This is a genomic window from Marinobacter gudaonensis, from assembly GCF_900115175.1.
Classification (GTDB): domain Bacteria; phylum Pseudomonadota; class Gammaproteobacteria; order Pseudomonadales; family Oleiphilaceae; genus Marinobacter; species Marinobacter gudaonensis.
Window position 1 is genome coordinate 178,132 of the sequence record NZ_FOYV01000002.1, and the last position, 19,407, is coordinate 197,538.

Sequence of the window (19,407 nt, forward strand, 5' to 3'; positions counted from 1 at the left end):
CCCTCGCTTTTCGGCGGCTGGCGCGGGGGCGGTGAGTCTTTCCCTCGGGAAAAGAACTCGCTGCGCTCAGACACCTTTTCCTGTCGGGAAAGACTCACCGCCCCCACACCGATCAAACCTCGGAAGGGCACTTCTTCCCCACCCTTTCAACTCTTCTTGTATCTTTCGATCAGCTCAGCTTTGCTTGGCAACGCCCAGTTAACAGTGGGCCTACCCTGCTGTTGCAACCAGTCGTTTGCTTTTGAGAAGTGCCGGCAACCAAAGAAGCCCCGGTAGGCGCTCAGGGGTGACGGGTGTGGGCCGTCGAGCACCAGGTGTTTGCGGCGGTCGATGTGCTGGCCTTTCTTTTTGGCGTAGCTGCCCCAGAGCAGGAAGACAACCCCCTCGCGCTCCCGGTTGACGGTTTCGATGACTTTGTCGGTGAACGTTTCCCAGCCCTTGCCCTGATGGGCGCCGGCCTGACCCTGGACGACAGTAAGAACGCTGTTAAGGAGGAGCACGCCCTGCTCGGCCCAGGGTTGCAGGCAGCCGTGGTCGGGGGGCGCTATACCCAGGTCGTCCTGGATTTCCTTGAAGATGTTCACCAGCGAGGGAGGAACGGCCACGTTCGGGCGCACGGAGAAGCACAGACCGTGGGCCTGGCCTGGGCCGTGGTAGGGGTCCTGGCCGAGTATGACCACTCGTACTTTGTCGAGCGGGGTGCTGTTGAGGGCGTTGAAGCAGTGCTGGCTGGCGGGAAACAGGACCTTGCCGGCCTGTTCCTCGGCGGCCAGGAAATCCGCCAGGCCCTGCATGTAGGGCTGGCGGAACTCGTCTTCGAGGTGTTCTTTCCAGCCCCGGTCGGGCCTGAGCTGGCTGGCCAGTACCTCAACCGGGCTCATGGCTTATTCCTCGTCTTTGCGCGGCTCGGCTTTGTGCTCGGGGCGCATCGCCGGGAACAGGATGACGTCGCGGATGGACGGGGAGTCGGTCAGCAGCATGGCCAGGCGGTCGATACCGATACCTTCGCCAGCGGTGGGTGGCAGGCCGTATTCCAGGGCCATCACGTAATCTTCGTCGTAGAACATGGCCTCGTCGTCGCCCGCGTCTTTCTCGGCCACCTGGGCCTGGAAGCGCTCGGCCTGGTCTTCGGCGTCGTTGAGCTCGGAGAAGCCGTTGGCGATCTCACGGCCGCCGACGAAGAACTCGAAGCGTTCCGTCACGAAGGGGTTGCTGTCCTTGCATCGCGCCAGGGGCGAGACTTCTTTCGGGTACTCGGTGATGAACGTCGGTTGCATCAGGCGGTGCTCGGCGGTCGCCTCGAAGATCTCGATCTGGACCTTGCCCAGGCCCCAGCCCTCTTTCAGGTGGATGCCCAGGTTCCTGGCCACCTGGCGGGCGCTGGCGTCGTCGGCCAGCTGTTCGGCCTTGATGTCCGGGTTGTAGCGCAGGATGGCATCGACCACGGTCAGCCGCTCGAAGGGCTTGCCGAAATCGTACTCGACGGTCTCCTCCGTGCCGTCAGCCAGGGTGCGGGTGTTCACCACGGTGGTGGTGCCCAGCACCTTCTGGGTAATGGTGCGCAGCATGTCCTCGGTGAGATCCATCAAGTCGTTGTAATCGGCGTAGGCCTGGTAGAACTCGACCATGGTGAACTCGGGGTTGTGCCGGGTGGACAGGCCTTCGTTGCGGAAGTTGCGGTTAATCTCGAACACTCGCTCGAAGCCGCCCACCACCAGGCGCTTGAGGAACAGTTCCGGCGCAATGCGCAGGTACATGTCGATGCCCAAGGCGTTGTGGTGGGTCACGAACGGCCGGGCGGTGGCGCCACCGGGGATCACCTGGAGCATGGGGGTCTCGACCTCCATGAAGTCACGCTCGGTGAAATACTGGCGCATGGTGTTGATGATCTTGGAGCGGGCGTAGAACACCCGGCGGCTGTCCTCATTGACCATCAGGTCCACGTAACGGTGCCGGTAGCGCGCTTCGGTATCGGTCAGGCCTTTGTGCTTCTCCGGCAGGGGCCGGAGGGACTTGGTGAGCAGCACGTACTCGTCCATGGTTACGTACAGGTCGCCCTTGCCAGACTTGGACAGGGTACCGCGCACGCCGATGATGTCACCCAGGTCCCAGTGCTTGGTGTCTTTCTGGACATCCTTGGACGCGTAGATCTGGATGCGGCCGGTCATGTCCTGAACCACCTTGAACGCCTTGCGGTCGAGCATCATGCGGCCGGCGATGGCTACCTTGATGCCCAGGGACTCCAACTCTTCCTTGGTTTTGTCACCGTATTTCGCCTGCAGTTCGGCGGCGGTGGCATCACGACGGAAGTCGTTGGGGAAGGCGTTGCCTTGCTCGCGCATCTCCGACAGTTTGGCGCGGCGCTCGGCAATCAGCTTGTTGTCCTCATGCTGTGCGGCATTCTGAGTTTGTTCGGTCATGTTGGCTCACTAGGAATCGGGGTTGTCCGGGTTAGCGTGCAAAGGCGCTGGTTAGAGCGCCATCTTAAGGCTGGCTTCGATGAATTTGTCGATATCACCGTCCAGCACCGACTGGGTGTTGCTGGTTTCGACCTTGGTGCGCAGGTCCTTGATACGACTGTCATCCAGAACGTAGGAGCGGATCTGGCTGCCCCAGCCGATGTCGGCCTTGGCGTCCTCGGCCTTCTGCTTCTCGGCGTTGCGCTCCTGCATCTCGCGCTCGAACAGTTTGGCCTTGAGCTGTTTCATGGCCTGATCCTTGTTCTGGTGCTGGCTTCGGCCAGCCTGACAGGCCACCACAATGCCGGTGGGGTTGTGGGTCAGACGCACCGCTGATTCGGTCCGGTTAACGTGCTGACCACCGGCGCCAGAGGCGCGGTAAACGTCCACCCGAAGATCCGCTGGGTTGATCTCGATCTCGAAGCTGTCGTCCACCTCCGGCGATACAAACACCGACGAAAAGGAGGTGTGGCGACGGTTGCCGGAATCGAACGGCGACTTGCGCACCAGCCGGTGCACGCCGGTTTCGGTACGCAGCCAGCCGTAGGCGTAGTCGCCCTGCACATGAATAGTGGCACTCTTGATACCGGCCACCTCGCCTTCCATCAGTTCAACGATCTCGGCCTTGAAACCCCGGCGCTCGGCCCAGCGCAGGTACATGCGCAGCAGCATGTTGGCCCAGTCCTGGGCCTCGGTACCGCCGGAGCCGGCCTGGATGTCCAGGTAAGCGTTGTTGGCGTCCATCTCACCGGAGAACATTCGGCGGAATTCGAGCTTCTCCAGTTGCTGATCCAGACCCTCAAGGTCGGCCTCGATCTCGGCGACGGTGCCCTCGTCCTCTTCCTCGGCGGCGATGTCCAGCAGGCCTTCGGCGTCTTCCAGGCCGGAGGTGAGGGTGTCGATGGTTTTGACGATCAGCTCAAGATCGGCGCGCTCTTTGCCGAGCGCCTGCGCCCGCTCCGGGTCGTCCCAGACGCTGGGTTGTTCCAGCTCTCGCTCAACTTCGGTCAGTCGTTCACTACGCTGATCGTAGTCAAAGATACCCCCTGAGCGCTTCAGTGCGCTCACGAAGCTCTTTAATCTTCGTCACAATGGGATTAATTTCCATGAAACCCTTACTCGCTCTTGAAAATGGAGAGTAAAAACAGAGGCCGGATTCTACCCGAAATTGGTTTGTAAATCAGCCGTGGTTGACCGCTACTTCAGAGTAAGCGGGAGGCAGGCAGGGCTTTCCGGGAGATGCTGTAAATACGTCCATGTACGCTTGACGAAAACATCCCTGTTTTCGACACTCCCGGAAAGCCCTGCCTGCCTCCCGCCCAAGCATTTGAGTTTGCGCCAGAGTCTGATCGGCCGGGGGCCCGCGTCCCAGGAATCAGGAGAGCGGTTCCAGGTAATCCACCAGCAACTGCAAGTTGGTCCGCCCCCGGAAGGTATTGGCGTCCGGCTTGTACACTACCCGGGCCCCGGTGCGGGTGTAGTCCGGCACTTCCGGGCCGGTGTTGAAGGCGATGCCATCGACGATGCCGCCGCCTTCCACCGGTTGCAGCACCAGTTTCAGGTGGTTCTCGCCGACAATCCGCTGACTTACCACCCGGAACTCGCCGTCGAACAGCGGTTCCGGGAAATGCTGACCCCAGGGGCCGGCGCGCTTGAGCAGTGCGGCGGTGTCGAGGCACAACTCGTCCAGGGCCAGGGGGCCGTCGGTGGTGATGGCCGCTTCCAGGTCTTCGGCACGGGCACTGTCGCGCACGGCCCGGTCGAAGGCTTTGGAGAAGGCGTCCAGATCGGATTTGGCCAGGGTCATGCCGGCGGCCATGGCGTGGCCGCCGAATTTCTTCAGCATGCCGGGGTGGCGGGCATCGACGACGGCCAACACGTCGCGAATATGCAGCCCCGGGATGGATCGGGCGGAACCCTTGATGTCCTCTCCGTTGTCGTCCGGGGCGAAGGCGATGGTGGGCCGATGGGTCTGCTCGCGAATGCGGGCTGCGAGAATGCCGATCACCCCCTGATGCCAGTCGGGATCGAACAGCGCCAGACCCCAGGGCAGGCCCTCAAGATCCAGGGACATGGACGCCAGCAGGTCCTGGGCCTGGGCTTTCATGTCCTTCTCGATGGTTCGGCGTTCGCGGTTGAAGGTGTCCAGCTCCCGCGCCAGCCGGCGGGCTTCATCCGGGCTGTCGGCCAGCAGGCAGGCAATGCCGATGCTCATGTCGTCCAGCCGTCCGGCGGCGTTCAAACGGGGCCCGACCACAAAACCGAGATCCGTGGAACTGATCGCGGTGTGATCCCGACCGGCCACTTCCAGCAAGGCCAGGATACCGGGGCGGGCTTCGCCCTGTCGGATCCGGCGCAGGCCCTGCTCCACGAAAATCCGGTTGTTGTGGTCCAGGGGCACCACATCGGCCACCGTCCCCAGTGCCACCAGGTCCAGCAGGCTACCCAGATTCGGCTCGGGGTCAGGCAACCGACCGGTTTCCCGAAGGTGTTTGCGCAAGGCGGTGAGCACGTAAAACATCACGCCAACGCCGGCGGCGTTCTTGCTCAGGAACGGGCAGCCAGGCTGATTGGGATTGACGATGGCGTCGGCGGCGGGTAATTCGTCGCCAGCCAGGTGATGATCGGTCACCACAACGTTTACGCCCAGCTCCTTGGCTGCCCGGACGCCCTCCACGGCGGATATGCCGTTATCCACAGTAACCATCAGATCGGGAAGCTGACCCTCGTCGCGCAGGCGTTCGATGATCCCGGGCGTGAGCCCGTAGCCATCGGCAAACCGACTGGGCACCCGGAAATCGATACTCTGCAGGCCCAGCATAGAGAGGCCGAGCATCGCCACGGCGGTGCTGGTGGCGCCGTCGGCGTCGAAATCCCCCAGCACCAGGACGCGCTGCTGTTGTTCGATGGCCTCTGCCAGGAGCTCCACGGCTCGGTCGATGCCGCGAAGCGACATGGGCGAGGCCAGGTGCTTGAGGGTATAACTCAGCTGTTCATCGGAGGTGACGCCGCGGGCGGCGTAGAGACGGCGCAGCAAAGGAGGCAGGTTTTGCCCCCAGCCCGCATGGGTGTCGGGCTGGGAGCGACGCAGGATCTTTTTTGGTGTCATACCCGATCAGGCGTTTTTCCAGTGCTTGGCAATGAACTCCTGAACACCGGCGATGTTGTTGTCCAGAACCGTATAGCGTTCTTCACGCTCGAACAGGTCGGCCATATGGGCCGGCAGCGGCGGCTCGACGCTAACGCCGGACTCCGCTACGGCATCCGGGAATTTGGCCGGGTGGGCAGTACCCAGGGTGATCATCGGCACTGCCGGATCGCGGCGACAGGTCCTGGCGGCCCGGACACCAATGGCGGTGTGCGGATCCAGCAGGTATTCGTTCTGCTCGTAGACCTCGCGAATGGTGTCACAGGTGGTCTTGTCGTCCACCGCGTCACTGTCGAACAGCTTACGGGCGTGCTTCCAGCGGTAGTCCTCGATGCTGACCGGGCCCTTGGCCGCATTCTCCAGCAGCGTCTTCACCGCCAGGCCATCACGACCGTGCAGATCGAACAGCAGGCGCTCGAAGTTGCTGGACACCATGATGTCCATGCTTGGCGACAGCGTGTGCTCAAGCTGATGCTGCTCGTATTTGTTGCCGCTCATGAACCGGTGCAGGATATCGTTGCGGTTGGTGGCGATCACCAGCTGGGAGATCGGCAGGCCCATCTTCTTGGCCAGGTAGCCGGCGAAAATGTCTCCGAAGTTACCGGTGGGCACCGAGAACGCCATGCTGCGATCCGGACCACCAAGAGCCAGGGACGCGTGGAAGTAGTACACGATCTGGGCCATGATGCGGGCCCAGTTGATGGAGTTCACCGCGGCCAGCTGGGTCTTCCCGCCCAGGAACGACTGGTTGCCGAAGCTCTCCTTCACCATGCGCTGGCAGTCATCGAAATTGCCCCGCACAGCGATATTGTGGATGTTGTCACCCTGCACCGTGGTCATCTGCCGGCGCTGCACCTCGGAGACCCGCTGGTACGGGTGCAGGATGAAGATGTCCACGTGCTCGCAGCGGCGACAGCCTTCAATGGCGGCGGAACCGGTGTCGCCGGAGGTGGCGCCCATGATCACCACGTGCTGCTTGCGCTTCTCCAGCACGTAATCAAGCAGACGACCCAGCAGTTGCAGCGCGAAGTCCTTGAACGCCAGGGTCGGGCCCCGGAACAGCTCCATCACCCACTCGTTGGTGTCCAGTTGCACCAGCGGAGCGACCGCCTTGTGGGCGAACACCGCGTAGGTCTCGTCCAACATCTTGCGGAAATCGTCTGCAGGGATGGCGTCGTCCACAAACGGATGCATGACGTTGAAGGCCAGCTCGCTGTAGGACAGCCCGCGCCAGCTGCGAATCTCCTCCAGGCTGAAATGCGGGAGGGACTCAGGAACGTATAGGCCGCCATCGGTGGCAAGGCCGGTCAGCAATACGTCTTCAAAGCCCAGGGCGGGGGCTTCGCCCCGCGTACTGATGTATCTCACGTGCTTACCTGTCAGTTAAAGTTTTCAGCGCGGATGCGGACAACGTGGCCGTCGGTGTCAGACAGGGCCTCGAGCTCCTCGATCGCCCGGTTGATCTGCCGCTCCTGAACCGTATGGGTCAGGATAATCACCGGAATGCGCCCGTCCTTCACCTCGGACTCTTTCTGCATGATCGACTCGATGTTGATGCCGTGCTCGCTCAGGATGGAAGCAATTTTGGCCAGCACGCCCGGGCGATCCAGCGCGGTGATGCGCAGATAGTAGGCCGACTGGATATCCTCCATGGACAGGACATCCAGATTCTCAATGGCGTCGGGCGCGAACCCCAGGTAGGGCACGCGCTGGCTGCTTTCTGTGGCCACGGCACGGGCCACGTCCACGATGTCGGCAATGACCGCTGAGGCAGTGGCTTCATCCCCGGCACCCGGACCGTAGTACATGGTCTGGCCAACCGCGTCACCGTCCACGAGCACCGCGTTAAGCACTCCATCTACCTGGGCAATCAGGTGGCTCTGGGGCACCAGGGTCGGGTGTACCCGCAGCTCGATGCCGTCGTCCCGGCGGCGGGCAATCCCCAGGTGCTTGATGCGATAACCCAGCAGCTCAGCGTGGGAAATATCGTAGGGGGTGATCTTGGAGATGCCTTCGGTAAAGCCCTTCTCGAACTGCAGCGGCACACCAAAGCCGGCCGAGGCCAGGATGGTGAGCTTGTGGGCGGCGTCGATACCTTCTACGTCAAAGGTCGGGTCGGCCTCGGCGTAGCCCAGATCCTGGGCTTCCTTGAGCACTTCGGCGAACTCGCGGCCGGCGCGCATTTCGGTGAGAATGTAGTTGCCGGTGCCGTTGATGATGCCGGCGATCCAGTCAATTCGGTTGGCGGCCATGCCTTCGCGCACCGCCTTGATCACCGGGATACCACCGGCAACGCCGGCCTCGTAGGCCACCACGACGCCGGCTTTCTGCGCCGCTTCAAAAATCTCGTTACCGTGCACGGCGATCAGTGCCTTGTTGGCCGTGACCACGTGCTTGCCATTGCGGATGGCGGCAAGCACCAGTTCCCGGGCGGCATCGTAGCCACCGATGAGCTCAACAACGATATCCACCCCGGGGTCGTTGACCACGTCATAGATGTCGGTACTGAAGGGCACGTCCCCAAGGTCCATGTCCTCACGCGCCCGGCGACTGGCAATCCGGGTAATCCGGATGTTGCAGCCTGCCCGACCGGCAATAAGCCTGGCGTTGCGGGTCAAGACATTGAAGGTACCGCCGCCGACGGTTCCCAGTCCGCAGATTCCGACACTGACGTCTTTCAAACTCTCACCTCTGATCCCGAAGGGGTGCTGATGAATGATAATGAGGGGCTAGTATACCGATTCAGGCGGCGGTGAATAAGCCCTGAATCACGGTCTGCCCAAGACCGCAGCCATCTCCCCCGGCACACACCCTAGAGCAGTCCGAGACCCTCGGCCAGACGTGCTGCCGGAACATAGCCCCGAACCATGGTGCCGTCCTCGAGAACAATCGCCGGCGTGCCTGTTACACCGACCTTCCCACCGAGGCGATACTGGGCCTCCACCGGGTTTTCGCAGCTCGCCTGCTCCACCGTCCGGCCGGCCTTCGCGGCATTCATGGCGGCCTGCTGGTCATCGGCACACCACACGGACACATACTTGGTGAACGACGGAGTACCAGGTCCTGAACGGGGGAATGCGTAGTAATTCACGGTGATGCCATACTCGTTCAACTGCGCCACCTCGTCGTGCAGTTTTCTGCAGTAAGGACAATCAATGTCGGTGAACACATCCACAACGGCCTTTTCGTTCTCGGCCGCAAAGGTAATGGCACCCTCGTCACCAAACTCGGCCATGGTGGCGCGACGGGCTTCGGCACGGCCGGCCTCGGTCACGTTGGCGATGCCCTGGTCGGTAACTTTCAGGAGATCGCCGGTCATCAGGTACTGACCATCAGCGGTGGTATAGATGGTTTCACCGTTATTGCTCTGCACCTCGTAGAGGCCCTTGGCTTGCGATTCGCGAACCGAGGTTACCTGAAGGCCCGGCACCGCTTTACTCAACCGCTCGGCAATCCTGTCCTCAATTTCACCGGCACTGACGGCGGCGGAGGAGAACAGTCCGGCAACCAGACCGAGCACGACAACAAAGGGTTTGATATTCATGTTGGCAGACGTACCTTTTTTCAGAGAGCTCTTCAAACCCGGCAGTAATGACACAGGCCGGGGACCAAATCAATGCGACACGCAGAGCTTGCCAAAGTTCACTCAGCCGCGGGGATGATGGGCCTGGTGCAGCGACTGCAATCGCTGGCGCGCCACGTGGGTGTATATCTGCGTGGTTGACAGATCCGAGTGTCCCAACAGCATCTGCACGACCCGGAGATCCGCGCCGTGGTTCAGCAGGTGCGTGGCGAAGGCATGCCTGAGCGTGTGTGGCGACAAATGTTTGCGAATCCCCACCCGCATCGCGTAATGCCGGATGCGATACCAGAAAGTCTGGCGCGTCATTGCGGCGGCCCGATTGCCCGGGAAGAGCGCATCACAGGGCTGGCCTTTCAGCAACTCGGGGCGCGCCTCTTTCATATAGCGAACCAGCCAGTCCACCGCCTCTTCTCCCAGCGGTACCAGCCGCTCCTTACCGCCCTTCCCGGTGATCCGGACCACGCCCTGGCGCAGGTTAACCTGATCAACCCTCAGACCGGTGAGCTCCGAGACACGCAGACCACACCCGTAGAGGATTTCCAGCATGGCCTTGTCCCTGAGTTCGATCGGAAGCTCGGGGTCGGGTTCGGCCAGTAGCGAATCCACTTCTTCCTCGGTCAGGGAATCCGGCAGGCGCCGGGGCAACCTGGGACTGTCGATCTGCAGCGTGGGATCTTCGGCAACGATTCTTTCGCGCAGCAGGTAGCGGTAAAACCGGCGAAGACCGGAGAGCCGCCGGGCCGCCGTTGACGTCTTGACACCCTCGGCAAGGCCACTGGACATCCAGGCCAGCAGATCGACCCTCCGGACATCCACCAGCCCCGAACTTCCAGGCTGATCTGCCAGCCACTGAGCCAACCGGCGCAGGTCACTGGCGTAGGCCTGACGGGTCTTCTCACCCAGGCCATCTTCAAGCCAGAGGGCATCAACAAACTGACTGATCAGGGATTCATCGTCCAGAGGCACGCTGCGTTCGTCCTTTTTTCGACAGTCGGGACAGATTACCAGAGGCCTGAACACAAAAAAGGCAGCCCTGGGCTGCCTTTTTCTTCGTACTGTTCAGCGAGTGGCTGATCAGCCCAGCTTTTCCTTGATGCGAGCTGCCTTACCAGACAGGTCACGCAGGTAGTAAAGCTTGGCCTGACGCACATCACCACGACGCTTCACGCTGACGCTGTCGATCAGCTTGGAGTAGGTCTGGAAAGTACGCTCAACGCCAACACCGTAGGAAATCTTGCGCACGGTGAAAGAAGAGTTCATGCCACGGTTACGCTTGCCGATGACCACACCTTCGAACGCCTGCAGACGCTCACGGTTACCTTCGGTGACGCGAACCTGAACGACCACGGTGTCACCCGGCGCAAAGGCAGGGATTTCCTTGGTCATCTGTTCTGCTTCAAGTTGACTGATGATGTTGTTCTTGCCGCTCATCGTAATGCTCCTGATACCCAATCTGTTAATGCCCTGACCATTCAGAGGCACCCGGTTCGTTCAAAATCTCATCCAGCAGCGCACGCTCTTCGTCCGTAAACACCCGCTTTTCCAGCAGGTCGGGGCGTCGCTCCCGGGTTCGCCTCAGCGACTGCTTCAGTCGCCAACGCCGGATCTGATCATGGTGACCGCCCAATAAAACATCCGGCACCGCCTGACCTTCATAAACCTCGGGCCGGGTGTAGTGCGGACAATCCAGCAAACCGTCGGCGAACGAATCCTGCTCTGCCGACTGCGCATGACCCAGCGCTCCGGGGATGAGGCGTGTTACCGCGTCGATGACAGCCATGGCCGCCAGTTCGCCACCGGAAAGCACAAAATCTCCCAGCGACACTTCCCGGTCGACTTCCGCGGTGATCAGGCGCTCATCAACGCCTTCATACCGACCTGCCACCAGAATCAGCTGCCGCTCGGCCGCCAAAGACTCGACCAGCGCCTGATTCAGGGTTTCACCCTGCGGTGACAGGTAAACCACGCAGGGTTTCGCCGGCGCCGCCTTTCTGGCCGCATGGATGGCGTCTCGCAGGGGCTGAATTTTCATCAGCATCCCCGGCCCACCACCATAGGGCCTGTCGTCCACGGTCCGATGCCGGTCGTGAGTGAAGTCCCTGGGATTCCAGCACTGGAAATCCAGGAGACCGTCCCGAACGGCCCTACCGGTAATACCGAAATCCGTTACCGCACTGAACATATCCGGGAACAGACTGACCGCGCCAATCCACACCCGTCAGAACTCCGGATCCCAGTCCACGACCATGCGCTTCGTCGCCAGGTCCACACCCTGGACCACCCGGTCCGGGAGATAGGGAATCAGGCGTTCACGCTGGTCAATGGAACCGGCCGTTGCCTGTACCACCAGAACATCGTTGGATCCGGTCTCCATCAGGTGGTGCACTTTGCCAAGGCACTCACCGTCGACCGTGACCACTTCCAGGCCCTCAAGCTGAAACCAGTAGTACTCCCCCTCCGGGAGTTCCGGCAGCTCAGCGGTCGAGACCCGGACTTCCGCGCCACAGTAAGTGCGCGCAAGGTCCCGATCATCAATACCTTTCAGCCTGACAACGATCCCCTGCCCCTGGCGGCGACCTTCCTCAAGCTTGGCCGGAATACGCTTTCCGTCCAGATCCAGGATCCAGTGCGGATACTCGAGTATTCCTTCCTTGGGGTCGGTATAGGAGTAGACCTTGAGCCACCCCTTGACCCCAAACACCGAGGTTATCCGGCCGATCACAGTTTCCTGCGAAGTCTGTGTCATGCCACTAACCCCGGCGCTACAGCTGAACTTACTGGGCCGCCTTCAGCAGCTGAGCAACGCGCTCGCTGGTCTGTGCACCCTGGCCCAACCAGAAATCAACGCGCTCACGATCCACACGCAGACGCTCTTCCTGACCACGGGCGACCGGGTTGAAGAAACCAACGCGCTCGATGAAACGACCGTCGCGTGATTTGCGGCTGTCAGTGACTGTCAGATGGTAGAACGGGCGCTTCTTGGAACCGCCACGAGCCAAACGGATTGTTACCATTTAACCAATATCCTGTTCTGTTGTACGAACTTTGTACGATTCACGCCAGCGGACTTGCGGCCGGCGTGAAGACCCATACTCGAAAGGGGCGCTATTCTATGCTAAAAAAACGCCAAAGAAAACAGCAAAACCGGTGGATTGCGCGTTTTCTGCGTAAGGCTTTTTACATACGACCGAAGGGCGGCATTCCACCGCCGCCACCCGGGGGCATCATGCCTCCCATGCCGCGCATCATATTCGCCATTCCACCCTTCTTGCCAAACTTTTTCATCATCTTCTGCATCTGCTTATGCTGCTTGAGAAGACGGTTCACATCCTGGATCTGGGTGCCCGAGCCGGCCGCAATGCGCCGTTTGCGTGAATTGTTGATCACATCGGGGTAGCGGCGCTCTTTCGGTGTCATGGAGCAGATGATGGCCTCCATCTGACCCATGGACTTGTCGTTGACCTGCTGCTGGGCCATCTGTGCCATCTGCCCCATACCCGGCAGCTTGTCCAGCAGGCCGCCGATGCCACCCATGTTTTTCATCTGCTGCAGCTGGTCCCGGAAGTCTTCCAGGTCAAAACCCTTGCCTTTTTTGATCTTCTTGGTGAGCTTCTGCGCTTTCTTCTGGTCCAGTTTGCGCTCGGCTTCCTCTATAAGGGAGAGCACATCCCCCATACCGAGAATCCTGGAGGCCACCCGGTCGGGATGGAACGGCTCCAGCGCATCGGACTTCTCGCCAACGCCCAGAAACTTGATGGGCTTGCCGGTGATATGCCGAACAGACAATGCCGCACCACCACGGGCGTCGCCGTCGGTCTTGGTGAGCACCACACCGGTCAGGGGCAACGCGTCGTTGAATGCCTTGGCGGTGTTGGCTGCGTCCTGGCCGGTCATGGCGTCCACAACGAACAGGGTCTCGACCGGCTTGACCGCTTTGTGCAGCCGGCCAATTTCACCCATCATCTGCTCATCCACGTGCAGACGACCGGCGGTGTCCAGAATCACCACATCAATATGCTTCTTGCGGGCGGCCGCGATGGCGCCCTCGGCAATATCCACCGGATCCTGTTCGGTCGTGCTCGGGAAAAATTCGACCCCAACTTCACCAGCCAGCGTTTCCAGCTGCCGAATCGCCGCGGGACGGTAAACGTCGGCACTGACCACCAGCACCGATTTCTTCTGGCGCTCCTTCAGGAAGCGTGACAGCTTGGCCACCGTGGTGGTCTTACCGGCACCCTGTAGACCGGCCATCATGATCACAGCGGGGGGCTGCACATTCAGGGCCAGGGACTCATTGCGCTCACCCATGACCCGCTCCAGCTCCTGCTGGACCACTTTCACAAAGACCTGGCCCGGGGTCAGGCTTCGCTGGACTTCCTGACCAATGGCTCGAGTGCGGACACCCTCAACGAAGTCCTTCACCACCGGCAGCGCGACATCCGCCTCAAGCAGCGCCTTGCGCACCTCCCGCAGAGTATCCTTGATGTTGTCATCGGTAAGACGGGCCTGGCCGGAAATCTTGCGCAGGCTGCCCGAAAGTCGGTCTTGGAGGTTCTCAAACATGTTGCTCTTCCGTACCCCGGATAAATTGAGTGCCCGGATCGTCAGAGCCTGCCCGGCTCCTTGATTCCAGTTGCATAATCGCGACATTATAACCAGACTATCGCCCTGAAACGACCAGCCCGGTCACATCGGCTCAAACCGGCGCCGATCCCCAGTCAGAACAGTGGTTAATAAGGACGTCATGGGAACGCTGATTCTCGCGGTCACCTCTCTTTTTCTGTACAGCGTGGGTACTGCGCTGCAAGCCCTCCATTTCCGGGGCCGGGTCCAGAGCAATCTTGCAATTACCACCCTGATCGGAGTGCTGGCGCTGACCAGCCATGGCCTTCTGATCGGCCAGACACTGCACCAGTCAGGCGGCTTTGACTTAAGCTTCTTCAAGAGCTCCATGCTCATCTCCTGGCTGATTGTCCTTCTGCTGCTCGGCCTGAACCTCAAGAAGCCGGTTCAGAGTCTTTTCCTGGGCGTTTACCCCCTGGCCATCCTGACCATTATTCTGGCACTGGTTGCTCACGGCCCTTCCCGGCTGGTGTCTGACCAGAGCTATGGCATGCTGTCACACGTTGCACTTTCCGTAACCGCGTACAGCCTGTTCTCCCTGGCCGCCATCCAGGCGGTACTGCTCTACGTCCAGAACCGGCAACTGAAGCACAATTACAACAGCCTGCTGGTGCGCAATCTGCCGCCACTACAGACCATGGAATCCCTACTGTTCGAAATGGTCTGGGCCGGCGTCGTGCTGCTGATTCTCGCCATTGTCACCGGCGCGCTCTTCATCGAGGACCTGTTTGCCCAGGATCTTGCTCACAAGACGGTGTTCTCGATCCTCTCGCTCATGGTCTTCATCGCCCTGCTGATTGGCCGGTACACCCGGGGTTGGCGGGGCATTACCGCCAGCCGCTGGACCCTGGCCGGCTGCCTGCTGCTGATGCTCGCCTTTTATGGCAGCAAGTTTGTTCTCGAACTGGTCTTCCATCGCGGCGGCTAAAACACCACATCCGTGGCAAGCCGCTTGACACGGGGCTTCGCTAACACCTATTTTCGCAACTTGTCAGTCATATAAGGACACCTCTTTTGAACGAAACATCGCTGACCGCGCTGTTTATTCTGCTCGTCGGGCTGATTCTTTTCTCCGCGTTCTTCTCCAGCTCCGAAACCGGCATGATGTCGCTGAACCGGTACCGCCTGAAACACATGGCCAAAACCGGCCACAAAGGCGCCAAGCGGGCCCAGAGGTTGCTGCAACGGACCGATCAACTGATCGGCGTTATTCTGATTGGCAACAATTTCGTTAATATTCTGGCGTCGTCCATCGCCACGGTAATCGCCATTCGGGTCTGGGGCGATGCGGGTATTGCCATCGCAACCGTCCTGCTGACGATTGTCATCCTGATCTTCGCGGAAGTAACACCGAAGACCCTGGCCGCCCTGTTCCCGGAAAAAATTGCCTTCCCCGCGAGCCACGTGCTCGGACCATTGCTCAAGATCCTGTATCCGATTGTCTGGGCGGTCAACCTGTTCACCGGGGGCATCCTGAAAGTGCTGGGCGTTTCAGCCACGGACGCCGCCAACGACCACCTGAGCCGGGAAGAACTGCGAACCCTGGTGAACGAGGCCGGCGCACTGATTCCAGCGAAACACAAGGACATGCTGGTCAGCATCCTGGATCTGGAAAAGGTCACGGTGAATGACATCATGGTGCCCCGCAACGAGGTGGTCGGCATTGATCTGGAAGACGACACTGACACCATCCTGCGCCAGTTACGCAGCAGTCAACACACCCGGCTCCCCGTGTACAAAGGCGACATCAACAACATCCAGGGCATTCTGCACCTGCGCAGCGCCTCCAAACTGCTGCAGCAGGAAGAGATCAACAAGGCGATGATCATGCAGCTCTGCCAGGAGCCCTACTTCATACCCGAAAGCACTCCACTCAACACCCAGCTGATCAACTTCCAGAAAGGTCGGCGCCGCTTCGGCATTGTGGTCGACGAGTATGGCGATGTGCTCGGGCTCGCCACCCTGGAAGATATCCTTGAGGAAATCGTAGGCGATTTCACCACCGATTACGCGGCCACCAGCCCGGACATCATTCCCCAGGACGATGGCACCTTCATCATCGACGGCACAGCCGCGGTCCGGGCCATTAACAAAACGCTCGGATGGAAGCTGCCTACCGATGGCCCAAAAACCCTCAACGGACTGATCACCGAGACTCTGGAAAACATTCCGGATACCAACGTCTGCCTGAAAGTGCACGGGCACCGGGTGGAGGTACTCCAGATCAAGGACAACGTGGTCAAGGCAGCTATTGTGCATCCCAAAAAACGCAAGAAGCGGGCGCTGTCACTGGGCTGACGCCCCGCGCCCGCCATATATCTTGCCGTTATAGTGGGCCCCACCGTTGAAAGATCAAAATTTAACCATCCGCTTGACCGGCACCACCACCCGGACAACACTGAGATATTCCGGCTACAGTCCGCACATCGCTACCATCCGCCCTTTTTGAATTTGCTCTCAGGTTAGCGTTTGGTCATGTTAACTTTTCAGAAAATGCGGTAAATTTAATCAATAACGAAAAGACAGGGATCACGAGCTCGGTCATGTATCCGGTTGAGGCGTAAACAGGAGTCTGCCATGAACAAGCAGTCCGGCATACATTACCTCCGCGAACACAGGGAAGCGGGAAGCAACAAACCGGTCCCTGCGGAGGTTACCCGTATCCGGGACACGGTTGTCGCCGGACTTGGTGATTTGCTTCAGGGCGCCTTTGACGCCGTGGACGACTCGCTGTTTGAACTGGCCAACAACGCCCGAAGCAACAACGAACAGAACCGCTACTTCGAGGCCATGCGCGAAATTCGCATCAAGCGCAAGGGCGTGGAGCGGCATTTTCAGAATACCGTGGCGCAGTATTTCGCCAATCCGCCACACACCGGTCCACTCCAGGAAGAAACAGCCAGCCGACAGGCCAGCGCTGACACCCTCTCCCTCGTTGGCAATGATGACCTGGAAGAACAGGTGGCCCTGAATGCCATGATCACCAAGGCAAAGGCGCATTTCCAGGGACCGTTGCTGCAGCTTCAGACCCGCTTCAGCCAGGTCTACCCCGGGGCCACCGAGGAGTCACCGGTCAACCCGATGGCGCCAGAGCACCTTTGCAGTGCGTTCACCGAAGCAATACAGGCCCTGGAAATTCAGATTCGAGAGCGCCTTATCCTCCTCAAGCAGTTTGATCGCTACGTGGTCTCAAATCTCGGCATGCTTCTGGACGAAGCCAACCGCATTCTGATCCAGGCCGGCGTCATTCCGAACTTCCGGTATCATGGCAAGACCGGACAACAGCAAAGCAGTCAGGACGCCCACCAGGAAACCGAAAACCGGCAATCCTCTGTAACGTCAGGCACATCGGGCCAAAGTGGCGCCGTGTTCGAACAGATTCGCCAGATGCTTGCCCTTCAGCGCGCCAATGCCGGCATACCGCCGCGTTCCACCAACCCCAACGTGCGCGTGGTGGGTGATTCGGAACTGGCCAGTTTGCTGAACTCTCTGCCATTGTCGGTGACACGGCAGGACCAGCAGAACCTCAGTGACGGGGAGCCGGTGACCGTAGACCTGCGGCAGCTAGTCAGGCAACTGATTGCCCAGCAGGCAGACCGTGGTGACGGCCGGAAACCGGAACTGAACGAGGTGGATGAAGACCTGATCAACCTGGTCTCCATGCTGTTCGAGTTCATCCTGGACGACTATAACCTGTCGGCACCGGTGCAGGTGCTGATCAGTCGGTTGCAGATCCCCATTCTCAAGGTGGTCATCCGCGACAAGAGCTTCTTCAGCCAGGCGACGCACCCGGCCCGCCGGCTGCTCAACTCGCTCGCCAGGGCCGGTATTGGCTGGAGCACCAGCGACGAGAAGGCCAAGGACAAGCTTTACGGCCAGATACACAACATTGTCCAGCGGATCCTCAACGAATTCGACGGGGACATTGAACTGTTTGAAACCCTGAACCAGGAATTCGAACGCTTTCTTGAACGGGAGAATCGCAAAGCGTCTCTCGTGGAACAGCGAACCCGGGAATCCGAACGGGGGCGCATCAAATCCCAGGCTGCCCAGCAGACCGTCGATAACCTGCTCAGGCAAAAGGTGTCACGCTACAAGCTGCCACAGCCCATCCACGACATTCTCATGAATGGCTGGAGCCGCGTTATGTTCCTGGCCTACCTTAGGGACGACGTTGAGCATCGCTGGAACGCCACGATCAAGGTGGTCGATGACCTGATCTGGTGCCTGCATCCGCATCAGGAGGATGAGGAAAGGGACCAATGGGTACGCGTGGTTCCCGGTCTGCTGAAGGCGCTACGTGCGGGCCTGGAAGAAGTCTCCTACAATTCCTCGCGCCTCGACGAAATGATGGGTCAGCTCAAGCACGAACTGGCCGAAGCCTTCCGTACCAACGCCGCCATCGAAGCCCGTCAGGATTCTCCGGAGGATCCGGAAGCGGAGGAAACGGCAGCAGTGCACCAGACCGCCGTCGAGAGGCAACAGGAACTCGAGGACGCGGCGGTGTCGGAGTACGTCGCTCAGATCGAGAGTATCGAAATAGGCAACTGGGTGGAATTCCGCCTGGTCAACGGCGCCAGCTTCCGCTGCAAACTGTCGGCGATCATTGAGGAGGCCGACTGCTTTGTGTTCGTTAACCGGATGGGCCTCAAGGTCATCGAGAAGACCCGCATCGAGCTGGCCCATGAAATGCGCCGCGGCAGGCTTACCCTGCTGGAGCAGGGCGCACTGATTGACCGGGCACTGGATGCGGTGGTTGGCAGCCTGCGGAGCAAGACAGCCTGACACATGCCTGACCAGAGCAGTACAAGCGCCCTACCAGCCGCCTATCGGCTGGGCCTGGCCGTGTCGCTTGCGCTTCTGGCCCATACCCTGCTTCTCTCGGGACTGCCCACGCCATTTGTCAGCCAGCAGGATCGACACAGGGAAAGTCTGAGTGTCGAGCTGGTCACCCCGGGCTCAAGCCCGTCTCGCCCGCAGGCCAGTGGTCAGTCCTCGACCGACCGAAAAGCCACGCCAATTCCCCCGTTCGAGCTGCAGCCGGAGATTACAACAGTCCCGAGCCCCGAAGTGTTGACCACCAACGATACCCGGCGATCACCCTCTCCCGCCGAGCAACCAGCGCCCGCACCGGCCGAGACTGTCCAGCAACCGGACACCAACACACCCCCTTCACCTGCGACCAGCTCACAATCCGCGAGCCCCAGCCGGGCCGGAAGTCAGGCCCCAGCCGACAGCGCACAAGAACCTGAGCCAATGACCCGGATAACACGCTCACCGGCGGAGGCCGACCCCTACCTGGTTAAACTCGCCACGCATTTGGCCAGAGAGCTTGAAAACATGCGGGTACCGGCCATCAGCCAGTTGCCAGGGCCGGTGGCTATGGAAGTGGAACTTCAGCTGCTGGGAAATGGAGCACTGACCCGTGCCAGGGTGGTGAAATCAACCGGGGTGGCGAACATAGACAGGGCCGCCTATCGGGCGGCTCTAGCTGCCAGCCCCTATCCGGAACCTCCGGGGGCAAGCCCCGGAGAAAACCGCTTCGAAGTAGAACTGCTGTTTACCCCGAAGCGGCTTTGACCAACATCCGATTG

17 protein-coding genes are annotated in these 19,407 nt (G+C 60.3%); 4 read left to right on the forward strand and 13 right to left on the reverse strand.

Annotation, left to right across the window (positions count from 1 at the left end; genetic code table 11):
* Positions 1-146: 146 nt before the first annotated feature.
* The 13 genes from ung to ffh all read right to left on the reverse strand — a co-directional run bounded on the left by ung (position 147) and on the right by ffh (position 13,753).
* On the reverse strand, positions 147-881 hold the full coding sequence (gene ung / locus BM344_RS13940; RefSeq protein WP_091991547.1) for a uracil-DNA glycosylase: 735 nt from the start codon (positions 879-881) through the stop codon (positions 147-149).
* Between the two features lie 3 nt (positions 882-884).
* The gene (gene lysS / locus BM344_RS13945) at positions 885-2,420 is read right to left on the reverse strand and encodes a lysine--tRNA ligase (protein ID WP_091991549.1); all 1,536 of its coding nucleotides are present in this window, start codon (positions 2,418-2,420) and stop codon (positions 885-887) included.
* A 51-nt stretch (positions 2,421-2,471) separates the two neighbouring features.
* A protein-coding gene (gene prfB, locus BM344_RS13950; RefSeq protein WP_139229645.1) for a peptide chain release factor 2 occupies positions 2,472-3,567 on the reverse strand; the annotation gives its coding sequence in 2 pieces (ribosomal slippage) (positions 2,472-3,494 and positions 3,496-3,567; 1,095 coding nt in all).
* A gap of 267 nt (positions 3,568-3,834) precedes the next feature.
* A complete protein-coding gene (gene recJ / locus BM344_RS13955; RefSeq protein ID WP_091991553.1) occupies positions 3,835-5,568 on the reverse strand; it encodes a single-stranded-DNA-specific exonuclease RecJ in 1,734 nt (577 codons plus the stop codon).
* Positions 5,569-5,574: 6 nt separating this feature from the next.
* Positions 5,575-6,975, reverse strand: coding sequence for a threonine synthase (gene thrC, locus BM344_RS13960; RefSeq protein ID WP_091991555.1), 1,401 nt, complete (start codon positions 6,973-6,975; stop codon positions 5,575-5,577).
* A gap of 11 nt (positions 6,976-6,986) precedes the next feature.
* The gene (locus BM344_RS13965; RefSeq protein WP_091991557.1) at positions 6,987-8,288 is read right to left on the reverse strand and encodes a homoserine dehydrogenase; all 1,302 of its coding nucleotides are present in this window, start codon (positions 8,286-8,288) and stop codon (positions 6,987-6,989) included.
* A 131-nt stretch (positions 8,289-8,419) separates the two neighbouring features.
* Positions 8,420-9,151, reverse strand: a complete 732-nt coding sequence (locus BM344_RS13970; protein ID WP_091991559.1) for a DsbC family protein — start codon at positions 9,149-9,151, stop codon at positions 8,420-8,422.
* 102 nt (positions 9,152-9,253) lie between these two features.
* On the reverse strand, positions 9,254-10,156 hold the full coding sequence (xerD, locus tag BM344_RS13975) for a site-specific tyrosine recombinase XerD (RefSeq protein WP_091991561.1): 903 nt from the start codon (positions 10,154-10,156) through the stop codon (positions 9,254-9,256).
* 108 nt (positions 10,157-10,264) lie between these two features.
* Positions 10,265-10,621 carry a 50S ribosomal protein L19 gene (rplS, locus tag BM344_RS13980; protein ID WP_091991563.1) on the reverse strand — a complete coding sequence of 119 codons (357 nt, stop codon included), beginning with the start codon at positions 10,619-10,621 and terminating at the stop codon, positions 10,265-10,267.
* Positions 10,622-10,646: 25 nt separating this feature from the next.
* Complete coding sequence (gene trmD, locus BM344_RS13985) at positions 10,647-11,405, reverse strand: tRNA (guanosine(37)-N1)-methyltransferase TrmD (RefSeq protein WP_091991565.1); 759 nt, start codon at positions 11,403-11,405, stop codon at positions 10,647-10,649.
* Positions 11,406-11,408: 3 nt separating this feature from the next.
* Positions 11,409-11,936 carry a ribosome maturation factor RimM gene (gene rimM, locus BM344_RS13990; RefSeq protein ID WP_091991567.1) on the reverse strand — a complete coding sequence of 176 codons (528 nt, stop codon included), beginning with the start codon at positions 11,934-11,936 and terminating at the stop codon, positions 11,409-11,411.
* A 28-nt stretch (positions 11,937-11,964) separates the two neighbouring features.
* Positions 11,965-12,204 (reverse strand): 30S ribosomal protein S16, encoded by a 240-nt coding sequence (gene rpsP / locus BM344_RS13995; protein WP_091991569.1) that lies wholly within the window; start codon positions 12,202-12,204, stop codon positions 11,965-11,967.
* Positions 12,205-12,367: 163 nt separating this feature from the next.
* Positions 12,368-13,753 (reverse strand): signal recognition particle protein, encoded by a 1,386-nt coding sequence (gene ffh / locus BM344_RS14000; protein WP_091991571.1) that lies wholly within the window; start codon positions 13,751-13,753, stop codon positions 12,368-12,370.
* Positions 13,754-13,934: 181 nt separating this feature from the next.
* Between ffh and BM344_RS14005 the strand changes: the two genes are divergently transcribed.
* The 4 genes from BM344_RS14005 (at position 13,935) to BM344_RS14020 (ending at position 19,393) form a co-directional block, all read left to right on the forward strand.
* On the forward strand, positions 13,935-14,741 hold the full coding sequence (locus BM344_RS14005; protein WP_091991573.1) for a cytochrome C assembly family protein: 807 nt from the start codon (positions 13,935-13,937) through the stop codon (positions 14,739-14,741).
* An 86-nt stretch (positions 14,742-14,827) separates the two neighbouring features.
* A complete protein-coding gene (locus tag BM344_RS14010) occupies positions 14,828-16,111 on the forward strand; it encodes an HlyC/CorC family transporter (protein ID WP_091991575.1) in 1,284 nt (427 codons plus the stop codon).
* Positions 16,112-16,390: 279 nt separating this feature from the next.
* On the forward strand, positions 16,391-18,598 hold the full coding sequence (locus tag BM344_RS14015; RefSeq protein ID WP_091991577.1) for a DUF1631 domain-containing protein: 2,208 nt from the start codon (positions 16,391-16,393) through the stop codon (positions 18,596-18,598).
* A gap of 3 nt (positions 18,599-18,601) precedes the next feature.
* A complete protein-coding gene (locus BM344_RS14020; protein WP_091991579.1) occupies positions 18,602-19,393 on the forward strand; it encodes a TonB family protein in 792 nt (263 codons plus the stop codon).
* Positions 19,394-19,407: the final 14 nt, after the last annotated feature.

Bases quoted from the DNA above. Each gene is read 5' to 3' on its own strand.
- ung (WP_091991547.1), bottom strand. From the start codon at position 881: ATGAGCCCGGTTGAGGTACTGGCCAGCCAGCTCAGGCCCGACCGGGGC.
- lysS (WP_091991549.1), bottom strand. From the start codon at position 2,420: ATGACCGAACAAACTCAGAATGCCGCACAGCATGAGGACAACAAGCTG.
- recJ (WP_091991553.1), bottom strand. From the start codon at position 5,568: ATGACACCAAAAAAGATCCTGCGTCGCTCCCAGCCCGACACCCATGCG.
- BM344_RS13970 (WP_091991559.1), bottom strand. From the start codon at position 9,151: ATGAATATCAAACCCTTTGTTGTCGTGCTCGGTCTGGTTGCCGGACTG.
- rplS (WP_091991563.1), bottom strand. From the start codon at position 10,621: ATGAGCGGCAAGAACAACATCATCAGTCAACTTGAAGCAGAACAGATG.
- rimM (WP_091991567.1), bottom strand. From the start codon at position 11,936: ATGACACAGACTTCGCAGGAAACTGTGATCGGCCGGATAACCTCGGTG.
- rpsP (WP_091991569.1), bottom strand. From the start codon at position 12,204: ATGGTAACAATCCGTTTGGCTCGTGGCGGTTCCAAGAAGCGCCCGTTC.
- ffh (WP_091991571.1), bottom strand. From the start codon at position 13,753: ATGTTTGAGAACCTCCAAGACCGACTTTCGGGCAGCCTGCGCAAGATT.
- BM344_RS14005 (WP_091991573.1), top strand. From the start codon at position 13,935: ATGGGAACGCTGATTCTCGCGGTCACCTCTCTTTTTCTGTACAGCGTG.
- BM344_RS14015 (WP_091991577.1), top strand. From the start codon at position 16,391: ATGAACAAGCAGTCCGGCATACATTACCTCCGCGAACACAGGGAAGCG.
- BM344_RS14020 (WP_091991579.1), top strand. From the start codon at position 18,602: ATGCCTGACCAGAGCAGTACAAGCGCCCTACCAGCCGCCTATCGGCTG.